Genomic DNA, 13,248 nt, shown 5'->3' on the forward strand with positions numbered 1-13,248 from the left:
TTATGAGTATGACACAAGTTTTCAATGATATAAAAATAGCGATAATTGATGATGATAAAAATCTAGCTGAGGTAACAGCTTGGGAAGTAGAAGAAGCAGGCTATCAAACATTTGTATTAGACAATAGACACTTTCACAATGTCAGTGACTTGGTATCACTTATTAGAGAAAATGCTCAAGGTGCTGTGTGTGATCACCGATTGAGTAATTCTGGATTTGCTAACTTTTATGGAGCAGAATTAGTTGCAAATCTATACGATTTTAAATTCCCATCATTGTTAATAACTCAGTATACAGAAATGGATACATCTTTTTCGATTAGAAAATGGAGACACAAAATACCTGTACTACTAAGTCGAGAAGAAGCCGACGCTTCAAGCATTGCTAAGGGAATAGAAGATTGTACCTTAGAACTTTCTGGTAAAATACCGAGTACTAGAAAACCTCGTAGAACGATAGTTAGGATTACTAATATTGATGAAGAATCTCATGAACCTGTTGTAGATGCATTTGTTCCAGGTTGGAATCCCCATAAGGCTGTTCGTTTTCCAGCTTCTCTGATTCCAGAAAATATTAGAGTTTTATTAAAACCAAATATCCGTTTATTTGCTCACGTAAACACAGGAGCAGAAAAATCTGATGACCTATATTTTGAAAAATTTGAATTAGCACCTGAACCCGATGAAGATGATGGACTTGCCTGAATTGATTATTTTAGATGTTGGACATGGAAATTGTGCGTTAATCAGAGATGCAAATGATGCGATGGTTATTGACTGTCCACCTGGGGGTACTTTGGCAGAAACTCTTGAGCATCTATCTATTAAAGAAATTTTACATATCCTCATTTCTCATTCTGATGCAGATCATATTGGAGGTATCATTGACTTACTCTCAAATGAAGATATCAAAATTCACAACGTACATATAAACCCTGATGCAATTAAGAAAAGTGCAATTTGGTTAGATTTACGTATTGCTTTAAAAGACGCACGCCAACGCTTTAGAACTAACGTTTCATCAGAATTGACAACAACAAAAACGGGAAGTTTGAACATTGGTTCAGTTAATATAGAAATCCTTGCACCAACACCTGAATTAAATTTAGGTGGTGCTGGAGGAACAGATTTACAAGGAAGGCGATTAACTTCTAACTCAATATCAGCCGTTATCGGTATAGTTCACGATTCTCACAGAGTGGCTATATTAGCGGCAGATATTGATAATGTAGGCTTTGATAATTTGATTCAAGATCAAAAGAGTTTGAGTGCTGATATACTTATTTTTCCTCATCATGGTGGAAGACCAGGGAGTGCAGATCCTAAAATATTTGCCCAGCAATTTTGCACTTTTATCCAACCAAAGTTAATAATATTCTCAATTGATCGGAATCGTTTTAATAATCCCCGCACAGAAATAGTAGAGGGTATTATTTCTTCAGTTCCAGATGCTCATATTTTATGCACTCAATTATCCCAACAATGTGCTGCTGCTCTTCCTAGTTCAAAGCCTACACATTTAACTAAACTTCCTGCCAGAGGGCTTAATAGTAATAGCTGTTGTGGAGGAACTATTACTCTTAAAATAGATGGTAGCAGAACAAGTTATGCTGAGATGGCTTTACATAAAGAATTTATTGTTAGTCAAGTAGCTAGCCCAATATGTCGAAAGTTTTTATCTATCGTCAAACCAGATAAGTAGGTCGGCGCAAATAAAGCTAACTGGTGTACCCCTTCGGGGAAGCAAGCTATGTGCAACGGGGGTAGGCATCGCTCCAAGGCTGAGATTCCCGACTGATTATAGAATTCGGGAATCTTTTTCAATCTATAAAAGGATTCGTAAATCGCACGCCCTCAACCGTCGCACCTGATGCGAAGTCTTCAGTATAAACTTATAGCTGTAAGTTTCGGGCTAATAACTAAATAGCGTTAAAAATGACAACCAAAGGCAATTTGGTATAAGCAACAGATACCTCAAAGTCGTGTTTGGGTACTTCAAAGTCGTGTTTGGGTACTTCAAAGTCGTGTTTAGGTACTCCAAAGTCGTGTTTAGGTACTTCAAAGTCGTGTTTGGGTACTTCAAAGTCGTGTTTGGGTACTCCAAAGTCGTGTTTGGGTACTTCAAAGTCGTGTTTGGGTACTCCAAAGTCGTGTTGAAGTACTCCTAACTTTGTCGCACCGCGTCAAGTACACAGATGCGATCGCTCACTCTCGGCGTTGGTTCTTTCCACTGGATTAAAGAACTTAGTAAATAGAAAAAATTAAGTATATTTACTAATGCAACCTATAGGATAAACTTCATTAAAATACAAATAACATGATTGAGGTAAATCTAAAAAACTATGGATATTACAAAACTGGACAAAAAATATCAAACCTTTCTATCCAACAAAACAAGGAAGATGGGCTTACGATAAAGTAAGTAATACTTTTGAATTAAATTGGCGAAATAAAAATAACCAAGACGAAAAAAACGCCAATAAGCCAACAGAAGGTGAACTAATTCTTTTAAGACAGCTTGGTAGAGTGACTCACATCGTTAAAATACTTGATAGTCAATTTAGTTATGTTCAAACAAATGCTGAAAATGAATTTAATATTTATCGCTATGTTGAAGTTGTTTGGATAACTGATAATTGGGATAATCCCCCAAGTACTGACGAATTCTTCGAGCCTAAAATTCATTTTCCAATGGGTGGAACTGCATATAGACTAAAAAGTATCAAAGCATTTAAACAACGTTGGGACGAGCAAGGCTTGCTTGAATTTCATAAGCACGTTCAAAAAGAATTAAAGATTGGCTAACATTTTATCATTTACTGCTACGATAACTTCATACCTGCTTTTATAAACCCAGTCGTAGATTGAAGTAATTAGTGATGGTAACACTTCAATTAAGACAATTAAGTGTTCCGCCGGGACATAGAGTAATACTCCACGATGTTAGCTGGCAAGAATTTGAGGCGATTTTAGAAGAACTTGGCGATCATCGAGCCGCTCGATTGGCTTACAGCAACGGAACTTTGGAGATGAGAATGCCGTTACCGAAGCATGAGAAAGCCAAAGTCATCATTGGGGATTTGGTAAAAATTCTGCTGGAGGAGTTAGAAATTGACTGTGAAACATTTGGCTCAACCACTTTCAAACGTGAAGATATGGCTTTTGGTGTAGAGCCTGATGATTCTTTCTACATTCAAAATCATGCTCGGATGATTGGTAAAGAGCGAATAGACTTGACAATTGATCCGCCACCTGATTTAGCAATTGAAGTTGATGTTACTTCCAAAACTCAACTAGATGCTTACGAAGCATTAGGAGTTCCTGAACTGTGGCGATATGAAGATGGCAAGCTAGAAATTAATATTCTTCAGGATGCCAAATATATTAACTCTGAAATTAGTTCTACTTTTCCCAACTTGCCCATTGTTGAAGTAATTCCCCGGTTTGTCGAACAGAGCCGAACTTTAGGTAGAAGTCCAACCCTTAGAGCATTTCGTCAATGGCTAAGAAAACAAATCAACTTAATGTAATCCCTGCTCTTTTAACAACTCATATGCCCAAGCTGCATCAACTTCTCCAAGGGACGGAACTGTTTCACGAGTGTAGTCTATAGCCAAAAGTTTAGAGCAAGCTCAAAAGTTTAGCTGGGATAAAACAGTAACTCAAACTTTACAGGCAGATAAATATGTTGTTGGTTAATAGGCTGCTGTAAAGAGTTATTTTATCTGGAATTACGAATGAAGCGATCGTGAAATATAGTTGAGCGATCGCTCTTATAGAATACAAGTAGTAAGCATAGTAAGCTTGGAAAAGATATCATGTCTCAATCATCTCTCTACGAGCAAGATTTTTTGGCTTGGTTAACCCAGCAGCAATCAGCTTTAGCTAATCGAAATGTGGCAGCTTTAGATTGGGAGAATCTTGCAGAAGAGTTGGATGCTATGGGCATTCGCGAAAAAAATGAGTTGAAAAACCGCTTAGTAGTTTTGTTAGCGCATTTACTAAAATGGCAGCATCAACCTACAAAACGCTCTGTCAGTTGGTTTACAACGATCGCTAACCAACGGGATGATTTACACGATTTACTAGATGAAAACCCTAGTTTGCGTCAATACCTTCCGGATATTTTAATAAAAGCCTATCGTAATGCTCGTCGGGATGCATCAGCAGAAACAGGAATAACTTTAGCTAATTTTGCTGAAAATTGCCCTTATAAAATAGAAGAGATTTTGAATCATCAGTTTTTGTGTAATACTACAGATGATTTTGAGAGAGCAATTGATAAATAATCAACCTCAAGTCAACTGACATGAATAAAACGTTGCTTGGATTAAAATAGGTATTAGTCAGTTAGAAAAAACAGTCGATTATGGAAGAACTATTATTGTTACGTCAACTTATTGAAGAAAAACAATATGAGAAAGCTTTAGAAGTTGTAGACGAACTTGAAGAAATGTCAAGGGAAGATAAATTAAATAAGATTTATAGCTATGCGGTAATTTTGTTGTTGCATTTAATTAAGCAAGAGGCTGAAAAACGCAGTACCCGTTGTTGGGAGTTTTCTATTTATAATGCCAGCAAAGAAATTAAAAGAGTTAACAAACGGAGAAAATCAGGTGGATGCTATGCCAATGAAGAGGAATTAAAAGAAGTTTTAAATGATGCCTTTGATACAGCGCTTAAAAAAGCAGCATTAGAAGCTTTGGAAGGTATATATACAGATAATGAACTGAAGGAAAAGATTGAAGAAGGCCAAATTAAAAGTAAAGCCCTTAGTCTAATTTGCTAATTGATCATTTGGTCATTTTGAGATTATCGCTTTATCACTAGGGCATGAAAGCGATAATCTCAACCTTGAGGAGCGATCGCCAGATTTGTAATAGGCGATTTATACGATGAGCTACGGCTATACTTCTCAACTATATAGCAGTTATAGTTGGATGCAACACATGGTAGGGAACATTGCTCACATGTGTCAACTTAAGCTGAAAACCAGCCTAGAACTAGCTTTTAGAGATTGTCTCGTTCCCAGTCTGAGACTGGGAATGCCCATTGGGAGGCGGAGCCTCCAGAATTAGCGGCAGAGCCGCTTTTGATTTGCATTTCCAGCCTCTGGCTGGAAACGAGGTTTTAAAAGGGTTTTGGCTTAAGTTGACACCAATGAGCAATGTTCCCTACGAGTGGTCTGTATTCCATGCAATTGAGAACTGGAGAACACTGGCTATTTAATTTCCTCAAAATTCTCAATTGTGAGATATTTTTCTTCATCAGCTATCTGACTGTTGTAATCGATATCAATTTGGGTTGGATAGCCGAGTTTAGGACTGTACCGCACATTCAGGCTGAAGGCTTGACGGTTGATAGCATCTTGAATCACATTAAACAGCTTAGGAATTGTTTTGTAGTTTTGAAAGAATTCTGGATTAACTGGTTTACCTGTAGTTACAGAAGTGATGGAAGTTGTTTGACCATTACGTACTTCAATGACTACTGGCCCCCTAGCATCGGGTATACAAAAGCAACTATTGCCCAATGTATAGCGATAGTTGGAAATATTTTGCCGATTCCAGAAACGGCGATTAAATTCTAATCGCCTTGAATTCAAGTTCTTATTCGCTGGCCATTCTGCTATCTCTGTGGGAGATTTGGACATTACTGGTAGGTTCAGACCGAAAGATAGCAATAATCCGGCACTGATAATGATCGGTAAACGCATATCAATCCATTGAAGTTTCAAAGTATTATGTATGTATTATATAGATGAATTCATCTACTTCTTTAAATACACTTTATATTTTGATTAAAATTCATCAATGGATAGCCAAGGGCAAATAACAAATTTCTGACTGTACGGAACTGGTTGGTGAGTGTAGTCTATTGCCAAATCAGATCCGGCGCGTTGACGCAGCCCAAACTAGGCATCGTATAGGCGCGAAAATATTTTCTGTATGCCGTAAAATTCTTACTGTAAAAAAACAAATTCTTTATTTCAAGCATGAACGATTCACAAACTTGGTATATTGTCAAGCATTCTGTTGGGAATTGCGAAATTGTCCCCAGCGACCTAGTTGGAGACGATAATTTAGAGATTATAGAACAGTGGGGGCCTTTTAGTTCGCAAGAAGAAGCGATCGCTCGGCGGGTTGGACTTATAAGGGCTGGAAAGTGCCAACCAGTTTAAGTTAGGAGTCATTCAATTTTGGATTTTAGATTTTGGATTTTGGATTGAAGGAAAAATCTAAAATCGGCAGAGTTTGAAATTGACAATGATGCTTTTTATTCCTAACTCCTCACTATTGACTCCTAACTTTATTTATTCCTAATTTTTCATTTTTCTGCTGTGGATGTGCCCTTAGCAGTAATTTGTTTACCTATGACTTCCACTGCTTTAGCGAATTGGGGGTCTGCTAGGGTAGCGAGTTTGTCACGTCCATGCAGCCACAAGTCCTGCATTTGCGCTTTGGTCAAATCCACCTTCACATCTGGCTCAATGCCTTTATGATTGATATCTCTACCGCTGGGGGTATAGTAATGAGCAATTGTCACCGCCAATCCTGAACCATCTTCCAGGGGACGCACCGATTGCACCAGTCCCTTACCAAAGGTTTGAGTACCAACCAAAGTAGCACGCTTATTATCCTGCAAAGCCCCTGAGAGGATTTCACTTGCACTGGCTGAACCTTTATCTACCAGCACCACCAACGGTTTATTTGTCAAGGCTCGTCCGTTTGCCTCTTCCTTTTCTGCCTCTCCTTGGCGTTCAACGGTGGAGACAATCTTACCTTTATCTATCCACATCCGGGCAATATCAACACTGGAGAAGAGTAATCCGCCCGGATTACCACGCAGATCCAGAATATATCCAGCTACCCGTTTGGTTTCTAAATTTTTGATGGCAGTTTGCATTTCTTTACCAGCATTGGCGCTGAACTGGTTCAGGCGAATGTACCCAAGGTTCCCTGCTGGAGTTTGCTTCAGGGAAAACTTAACTGGATGGATTTCAATCCGCGCCCGTTTGATGTCAAACTCTTTTGTCTGACCGTCACGCTGAATAGTCAGGCTGACTTGTGTTCCTGCTTCACCCCTAATCAAGGATACTGCCTGATTAGTATCCATGCCCTTAGTATCTTTGCCGTCGATTTTGACGATGATATCTTTCGCCAAAACACCAGCTTTAAAGGCTGGTGTATCTTCGATTGGCGCAATTACAACCAGTTGCTTCGTTTTTTCATCCTGACTGATCGTGATCCCAATTCCTGTTAGTTCTCCAGAGGTATCCACTTGCATATTCTTAAATTCCTCTGGGTCCATAAACCGGGTGTATGGGTCTTGTAGCTTTTTGAGCATTTCCCGAATGGACTTATACGCTTCCTGCGGATTACTGTAGGACTTGCTCAAGTACTCCTTACGAACAGCCTGCCAATCTACCTGATTAAAAGTACCGTCTACATATTGGCGCTGAATAATTTGCCAAACTTCATCTACCAATTCTTTGGGACTTGCTTTAAATAAAGCCTGGCCTCGCGAGTGAATGCCAAGGCTAGTAACAGCGATCGTGGAGAGTGTCACTGCCGTAGCACCCAAAACAAGCCTACTTTTTGTAATCACCATAATGACAGCTGGGTCAGAGGGAAAATATATATTCAGTATGCTCAATCTAACACAGGCTACCACTGTACAGACCGAGTATGTATTCTAATTTAAACAAAATACTTGACAATCTGGCGAATTTGAGGATTGGGCATTGGGAATGGGGCATGGGGCATTGGTTATTCTCCTTGTCTCCCTCATCTTCCCCTGCTTCCCCTGCCCCTCTGCTCCCTTTATTTATGGTTCTACCCAGCGTTCATCTGCCTTAATGAGGTTAATTAATTCCTCTACACCTTTGTCTTCTGGGACTTTTTTAATTTCTTCTCGGCCACGATACAAAGAAATGTAACCAGGTGTTTTGCCAACATAACCATAGTCGGCATCTGCCATTTCTCCGGGGCCATTGACAATGCAACCCATAACTGCAATGTCAAGACCTGTTAAGTGTTTAGTGGCTTCCCGGACTTTGTGCAGTACTTCCTCTAGGTTAAACAAAGTGCGTCCACAGGAAGGACAGGCAACGTATTCCACCATCGTTTTTCGCAATCCCAAAGCTTGGAGAATGCTGTAACAAACGGGAATTTCTTTTTCTGGTGCTTCTGTAAGTGAGACGCGAATTGTATCGCCAATGCCATCAGCAAGTAAGGTTGCAATACCAGCCGTGGATTTAATTCGCCCGTATTCGCCATCACCGGCTTCTGTAACGCCTAAATGTAACGGGTAATCCATACCCAGGTCATCCATGCGCTTGGCTATCAGGCGATAGGCGGCTAGCATCACTGGCACTCGTGAGGCTTTCATGGAAATAACCAAGTTGCGGAAATCCAACGATTCACAGATGCGAATGAATTCTATGGCAGATTCCACCATTCCTTCGGGGGTGTCACCGTAGGTAAATAGCATTCTTTCAGCAAGGGAACCGTGATTTACCCCAATTCGCATCGATTTACCTTGGTCGCGCAAAGAAACTACCAGGGGTTCTAGGGTTTCGCGGATTTTATCGCCAATTTCGTCAAATTCGGTTTTAGTATACTCGCTTCGATTGATGTTTGGCTTTTCAAACACATACAAGCCCGGATTAATCCGCACTTTTTCTATGTGCTTGGCGACTTCCACAGCGATTTTTAGCCCATTGTGATGGACATCAGCCACAATTGGCACGTCTTGGTAAGTTTTAATTAATTTTTGTTTAATTTCTGCTAAAGCTTTAGCATGAGCCATACTCGGCACTGTGACGCGGACAATTTCGCAGCCAATTTCGTGCAGACGACGAATACCAGCCACGGAACCATCAATATCAAGAGTGTCTTCGTTAATCATTGACTGCACCACAACGGGGTAGCCGCCGCCAATGGTGACATTTCCCACCTTTACAGGGCGGGTTTTACGCCGCTTGATAGTTGTATCAAAGGTGGGTTGATCTACTGTGGTGTTAGAAGTTGTAAGAGTCGGTAGAGTTTGCATAACCCTATCAGGTAAATTTGCTGTAGCTAAAATATCAGGTTTGATAAGTCTCTGTTTCCCAGATTGCCACAGCTAGTGGCTCTTTTGGGCAATTAAGTCGAAAAAAAATGGAGAATGAAACAGCAGAAGAAATAATGAGCTATTCAGAGGTTTTGCTCATTTTTAATGATATATTGCTTAAAAATCCTTTTAACTGAGTAGTTTGAGTAGCGATCGCACAGGAAAGCTTAACGAAGCGATCGCCTTATTACTGAGTCATAAATACTACTATAACCACAGTAATTCTATAATCTAACCTGCAATATCTGTAATATCAAGTTCGGGTGATAACTTATAATAAAATCTATGAATGTAGGTTGGGTTGAACGGCAGTGAAACCCAACATGAACATGAACCCAATGTTGGATTTCGTTCCTCAAACGCATAAATTATTGATCATCAAAATCAGTGAATTCATCATCACTTAACATCTCGATTTCTAACATAGATTCATCAACCACTTCAGGATCTTCAACCTCATGTAGTTGATTTTCTTCAATTCTCTTTTCTGGCATGATAGTGTTGCATAAGATAGCGCCCTGCAAGTCTGTATCTCTCAAATAAGTATCTCGCAAGTCTGTATTTGTGAGGTTAGCATTCCTTAAGTCTGTGCATATTAAGTTAGCACCTCTTAAATTACTGCCACTCAGATTTACATCTTTCAAGTCAAGATTCCTGAGATTACAACCGCTAAAATCTAGTCCACTTAAGTCAGCACCGGGATATATGCGAATTACACCTGGCGGATCATTTGCTGCTGTATCTTTAAAACCATCAGAATTGTAGTAAATAGCGTCAGTTAAATTTGCTCCACAGTTATTTATTTCATTGGTATCGTCAACATATAAAACAGTATGCTTAAGATAAACTTTTTTCAAGTAATGCTTAAATCTTACTACAAACCAACTATCAATATTTGCTTTTTCCCAGTTAGTATCACTGAGATTTACACCCTGCAAGCCGATTGAAGTTAATAGAGCTTGACTCAAATCAGCACCAGTTAAATTAGAACCTTCAAAAGAGGACTGAAATGCACACATACCTCTCAAGTTAGCACCTGTTAAATTGCATTCATCAATTCGAGTATGATCTAGGTTTACTCCACTCAGGTTAGCTTCTTGCAAGTTGCTACAAGTGATGTCAGCATAGCCTAAATTCACATTACTGAGATTCGCCTTGCTGAGGTTGACACCATACAACTCAACACCTTTTAGTTTGACACCACTTAGGTCAACTCCTGAAAAGTCTCTCTCACCTGCGGCGTAGCGTTTCAGTAATTCATCTCGGTTCATAAGAGCGATAACTTCGTTAAGCTTTGCTAACGCTAAATTTATATTTTCATAATACAAATATACTATTGAATACACAGATTACACACACCACCAGCTAAATTAGACTTATCACCAAATTCTTTGATGCCCATGCTAGAAAAAACATCTACATTCCAGAAAGCCATAGAAGCGGTAGAAGCATTAGATCCAGAAGCTCAGGCTATTCTTGTAGATATTATCCAAAAGCGCCTCAAACAACAACGACGAGATGACTTATTAAAAGAAATCGCGCAAGCAGAGAGTGATTATGCTCAAGGTAATGTCCGGCGTGGTTCAGTTGCAGATTTGATGGCGGAGTTAGACGAGTGAAAAATTTGGTTTGGAGTCCGACTTTTGTTCGTGCTTTTAAGCGTGTAGTCAAGAAAAATCCTGAGTTACGTTCTCAAATTGAGCAAGTATTACAACAAATCGCAGAAGACCCTTTTCAACTCAGTTTATGTAGTCACAAGCTAAAAGGTGATTCATCGGGTAGATACTCATGTTCAATTGATTATCGGAATCGGATTTTATTTAAATTTGTTACAAATACTGAATCACCAGAGGAAGAAATTTTGTTGCTAACTTTAGGTTCCCACGATGACGTTTACTAAATTTAGCATTATTTTTAACTAAGGCTTACCTAATAATTAGAAAATAAGTACAGATTTTAGATGAACACCCAAATAATAACCCAACTATCCATTCCTCCGCACTTTAACCCCGATAAAGTCGGCGAAGTCTGGCGCGTATCTTACCAAGAACGTGCCGCCGAAGCTGAAATCTGGGCAAAACAACACGATATCAAACCTGCATCTTTAGATAAAACCAGCATTTGCTTACTATTAATTGATGTCCAAAATACCTTCTGTATTCCTGGATTTGAATTATTTGTAGGTGGAAAATCCGGTACTGCGGCGGTGGATGATAACGTCAGATTGTGTGATTTTATCTATCGCAACTTGGGAGTAATTACAAAAATCGTACCTACTTTAGATACTCATACAGCAACGCAAATTTTCCATCCAATCTTTTGGGTGAATGCCGCCGGAGAACATCCTACGCCAGCAGCGACTAGCATCACTGCTGAAGATATCGAACAAGGTATTTGGAAAGTTAACCCAGCAGTTGCTGATAGTGTTACTAATGGGGATTACGAATTATTAGAAAAACACGCTTACCATTACGTCAAGCAACTAAGTCAGGACGGTAAATATCCTCTCATTGTTTGGCCTTATCATTCTATGTTGGGTGGTATTGGTCATGCTTTAGTTTCATCGGTAGAAGAAGCGATATTTTTCCACTGTATTGCTCGTCAGAGTCAAACACAATTTGAAATCAAAGGTGAAAATCCCTTAACAGAAAACTATTCCATCTTACGTCCAGAGGTGTTGGAAGATTTTGAGAAACGTCCACTTGCTCAAAAGAATACACGCCTGATAAAACAACTTTTAGAATTTGATGCTGTGATTATCGGTGGTCAAGCTAAAAGTCACTGCGTTGCCTGGACAATCGACGATTTATTAACAGAAATTAAACAGGTAGATGCTGCCCTTGCTCAAAAAATATATCTGCTAGAAGATTGCACTTCCCCTGTTGTTGTTCCCGGTGTTGTCGACTACACAGAACAGGCAGATGCAGCATTTACAAGGTTTGCAGAAGCAGGAATGCACATCGTAAAATCTCGCGAAAATATAGCACAATACGGTTCAGTTAAGGCTTAACTCTTTGTCAAATTCAATTTTTTTAACGAACCGCAAAGGACGCAAAGAACGCAAAGGAAGAGAAGGAAGAAAGGAGGAAATGCTTAACTGAACTGTATTGAAATATAGCATCCTTTTTTTAACGCAGAGAGTCACAAAGGTGTCGCAGAGAAATACAGAGATTTCCTCCGCGTTCCTTTGCGCCTCTTTGTGTTTCAAAACAACCCTCATTTCTTCAAATAACCCTTTGGATCTTCGGCTACCCAACCCAGAGATGAGCTAGAACGCACTTCAAAATGGAGATGCGGTTGAGTGGATGTTGGTTTCCCACTAGTGCCTACCGTTCCCAGTAAGTCTCCTTTTTTCACTTGCTGACCGACAGTAACTTTGATACTGTCAAGCTGGGCGTAGCGGCTTTGGAGTCCGCCACTGTGGTTAATAATGACCAACTTACCATAGGAACCTTGATCGTTGGCAAAGGCTACAGTTCCAGATGCGATCGCTAGCACATCAGTACCAACTGGTGCTAATAAGTCAACACCACTATGAAAGAAAACTTCACCTGTCGCGGGATTAATTTGCCAGCCGTAAGCTAATCCGATCGTTGCCACTTGTGCCAAAGGATATCCAGATAGGGATGCACGGTTTGGCGTACCTGTATTAGTAGGTAAAGGCGACTTAGTTACAACACCATTGGGCGACCAATTTACCCCCGGAACAAACACAATTCTGGGGTCTTGTTGGCAGCCATTCACCTCGAAAAGGCTATCAGCACGAACTTTGTATTTTGCCGCCACTTGTCGCCAAGTTTCACCGCGAGGCACTTCGACTACAACCCCATTGTAGGGAGGAATTTGAAGTACACTACCAACGGCTACGTAGCTAGAACCCGCCGCAGCGATCGCACCGTTCTGCAAAGCTGGATTCATGCCAATAATAGTTGTAGGTATGAGATTGTAGCGCTGCGCTATGCTCTCCAAAGTTTCGCCACGAACAACTTTATGGCGTTGGAAGCGAGATAAGGCTGGAGTTGGGCAACCACTGACAGCAGCGTTGGCGCTGTTGGTGTTTGCCAGTATGCTTACTAGGCCCAAGGCGCTAACTAAGCTACAGAGAAACAGTTGACGAAAAGGTGAAGTCATGTAT

The 13,248-nt window shown here is 40.0% G+C and carries 15 protein-coding genes; 10 read left to right on the forward strand and 5 right to left on the reverse strand.

What is annotated here, in order from left to right; genetic code table 11:
- Positions 1-2: 2 nt before the first annotated feature.
- From HWQ41_RS29905 to HWQ41_RS29930, 6 genes are all read left to right on the forward strand, one after another.
- Positions 3-704 (forward strand): hypothetical protein, encoded by a 702-nt coding sequence (locus HWQ41_RS29905; RefSeq protein ID WP_292771067.1) that lies wholly within the window; start codon positions 3-5, stop codon positions 702-704.
- Positions 688-1,701, forward strand: coding sequence for an MBL fold metallo-hydrolase (locus tag HWQ41_RS29910; protein ID WP_292771069.1), 1,014 nt, complete (start codon positions 688-690; stop codon positions 1,699-1,701). The genes HWQ41_RS29905 and HWQ41_RS29910 overlap by 17 nt, the downstream gene beginning before the upstream one ends.
- An 824-nt stretch (positions 1,702-2,525) precedes the next feature.
- Positions 2,526-2,804, forward strand: a complete 279-nt coding sequence (locus tag HWQ41_RS29915; RefSeq protein ID WP_292771071.1) for a hypothetical protein — start codon at positions 2,526-2,528, stop codon at positions 2,802-2,804.
- A 74-nt stretch (positions 2,805-2,878) separates the two neighbouring features.
- The gene (locus tag HWQ41_RS29920) at positions 2,879-3,529 is read left to right on the forward strand and encodes a Uma2 family endonuclease (protein ID WP_292771073.1); all 651 of its coding nucleotides are present in this window, start codon (positions 2,879-2,881) and stop codon (positions 3,527-3,529) included.
- A 288-nt stretch (positions 3,530-3,817) separates the two neighbouring features.
- On the forward strand, positions 3,818-4,288 hold the full coding sequence (locus HWQ41_RS29925; RefSeq protein ID WP_292771075.1) for a DUF29 domain-containing protein: 471 nt from the start codon (positions 3,818-3,820) through the stop codon (positions 4,286-4,288).
- An 80-nt stretch (positions 4,289-4,368) separates the two neighbouring features.
- Positions 4,369-4,788, forward strand: a complete 420-nt coding sequence (locus tag HWQ41_RS29930; RefSeq protein ID WP_292771077.1) for a DUF29 family protein — start codon at positions 4,369-4,371, stop codon at positions 4,786-4,788.
- Positions 4,789-5,220: 432 nt separating this feature from the next.
- Here HWQ41_RS29930 and HWQ41_RS29935 read toward each other — a convergent pair whose 3' ends face one another.
- Positions 5,221-5,715, reverse strand: a complete 495-nt coding sequence (locus tag HWQ41_RS29935; RefSeq protein WP_292771103.1) for a DUF6174 domain-containing protein — start codon at positions 5,713-5,715, stop codon at positions 5,221-5,223.
- A 279-nt stretch (positions 5,716-5,994) separates the two neighbouring features.
- Between HWQ41_RS29935 and HWQ41_RS29940 the strand changes: the two genes are divergently transcribed.
- On the forward strand, positions 5,995-6,180 hold the full coding sequence (locus tag HWQ41_RS29940) for a DDE transposase family protein (protein WP_292771079.1): 186 nt from the start codon (positions 5,995-5,997) through the stop codon (positions 6,178-6,180).
- Positions 6,181-6,326: 146 nt separating this feature from the next.
- On the opposite strand, the gene ctpC is transcribed toward HWQ41_RS29940, so the two are convergent.
- From ctpC to HWQ41_RS29955, 3 genes are all read right to left on the reverse strand, one after another.
- A complete protein-coding gene (gene ctpC / locus HWQ41_RS29945; protein ID WP_292771081.1) occupies positions 6,327-7,610 on the reverse strand; it encodes a carboxyl-terminal processing protease CtpC in 1,284 nt (427 codons plus the stop codon).
- A 216-nt stretch (positions 7,611-7,826) separates the two neighbouring features.
- Positions 7,827-9,053, reverse strand: coding sequence for a (E)-4-hydroxy-3-methylbut-2-enyl-diphosphate synthase (gene ispG, locus HWQ41_RS29950; RefSeq protein WP_292771084.1), 1,227 nt, complete (start codon positions 9,051-9,053; stop codon positions 7,827-7,829).
- A 428-nt stretch (positions 9,054-9,481) separates the two neighbouring features.
- Positions 9,482-10,384 (reverse strand): pentapeptide repeat-containing protein, encoded by a 903-nt coding sequence (locus tag HWQ41_RS29955; protein ID WP_292771087.1) that lies wholly within the window; start codon positions 10,382-10,384, stop codon positions 9,482-9,484.
- 123 nt (positions 10,385-10,507) lie between these two features.
- Here HWQ41_RS29955 and HWQ41_RS29960 point away from each other — a divergent pair, with 123 nt between their 5' ends.
- Genes HWQ41_RS29960 through HWQ41_RS29970 form a run of 3 tightly spaced genes read left to right on the forward strand, consistent with a single transcriptional unit; the run spans position 10,508 to position 12,123 of the window.
- Positions 10,508-10,732, forward strand: coding sequence for a hypothetical protein (locus HWQ41_RS29960; RefSeq protein ID WP_292771089.1), 225 nt, complete (start codon positions 10,508-10,510; stop codon positions 10,730-10,732).
- Positions 10,729-11,013, forward strand: a complete 285-nt coding sequence (locus tag HWQ41_RS29965) for a type II toxin-antitoxin system YoeB family toxin (protein ID WP_292771090.1) — start codon at positions 10,729-10,731, stop codon at positions 11,011-11,013. The genes HWQ41_RS29960 and HWQ41_RS29965 overlap by 4 nt, the downstream gene beginning before the upstream one ends.
- A gap of 60 nt (positions 11,014-11,073) precedes the next feature.
- Positions 11,074-12,123 (forward strand): isochorismatase, encoded by a 1,050-nt coding sequence (locus tag HWQ41_RS29970; protein WP_292771092.1) that lies wholly within the window; start codon positions 11,074-11,076, stop codon positions 12,121-12,123.
- A gap of 206 nt (positions 12,124-12,329) precedes the next feature.
- On the opposite strand, the gene HWQ41_RS29975 is transcribed toward HWQ41_RS29970, so the two are convergent.
- Positions 12,330-13,244, reverse strand: a complete 915-nt coding sequence (locus HWQ41_RS29975) for a M23 family metallopeptidase (RefSeq protein ID WP_292771106.1) — start codon at positions 13,242-13,244, stop codon at positions 12,330-12,332.
- Positions 13,245-13,248: the final 4 nt, after the last annotated feature.

The sequence above is a fragment of the Nostoc sp. NOS(2021) genome (genome assembly GCF_017115025.1).
Lineage (GTDB): Bacteria > Cyanobacteriota > Cyanobacteriia > Cyanobacteriales > Nostocaceae > Nostoc.

What these genes read in the sequence shown, in the direction of transcription:
- HWQ41_RS29905 (WP_292771067.1), top strand. Translation starts at nt 3, where the DNA reads ATGAGTATGACACAAGTTTTCAATGATATAAAAATAGCGATAATTGAT.
- HWQ41_RS29910 (WP_292771069.1), top strand. Translation starts at nt 688, where the DNA reads ATGATGGACTTGCCTGAATTGATTATTTTAGATGTTGGACATGGAAAT.
- HWQ41_RS29920 (WP_292771073.1), top strand. Translation starts at nt 2,879, where the DNA reads ATGGTAACACTTCAATTAAGACAATTAAGTGTTCCGCCGGGACATAGA.
- HWQ41_RS29925 (WP_292771075.1), top strand. Translation starts at nt 3,818, where the DNA reads ATGTCTCAATCATCTCTCTACGAGCAAGATTTTTTGGCTTGGTTAACC.
- HWQ41_RS29930 (WP_292771077.1), top strand. Translation starts at nt 4,369, where the DNA reads ATGGAAGAACTATTATTGTTACGTCAACTTATTGAAGAAAAACAATAT.
- HWQ41_RS29935 (WP_292771103.1), bottom strand. Translation starts at nt 5,715, where the DNA reads ATGCGTTTACCGATCATTATCAGTGCCGGATTATTGCTATCTTTCGGT.
- HWQ41_RS29940 (WP_292771079.1), top strand. Translation starts at nt 5,995, where the DNA reads ATGAACGATTCACAAACTTGGTATATTGTCAAGCATTCTGTTGGGAAT.
- ctpC (WP_292771081.1), bottom strand. Translation starts at nt 7,610, where the DNA reads ATGGTGATTACAAAAAGTAGGCTTGTTTTGGGTGCTACGGCAGTGACA.
- ispG (WP_292771084.1), bottom strand. Translation starts at nt 9,053, where the DNA reads ATGCAAACTCTACCGACTCTTACAACTTCTAACACCACAGTAGATCAA.
- HWQ41_RS29955 (WP_292771087.1), bottom strand. Translation starts at nt 10,384, where the DNA reads ATGAACCGAGATGAATTACTGAAACGCTACGCCGCAGGTGAGAGAGAC.
- HWQ41_RS29960 (WP_292771089.1), top strand. Translation starts at nt 10,508, where the DNA reads ATGCCCATGCTAGAAAAAACATCTACATTCCAGAAAGCCATAGAAGCG.
- HWQ41_RS29970 (WP_292771092.1), top strand. Translation starts at nt 11,074, where the DNA reads ATGAACACCCAAATAATAACCCAACTATCCATTCCTCCGCACTTTAAC.
- HWQ41_RS29975 (WP_292771106.1), bottom strand. Translation starts at nt 13,244, where the DNA reads ATGACTTCACCTTTTCGTCAACTGTTTCTCTGTAGCTTAGTTAGCGCC.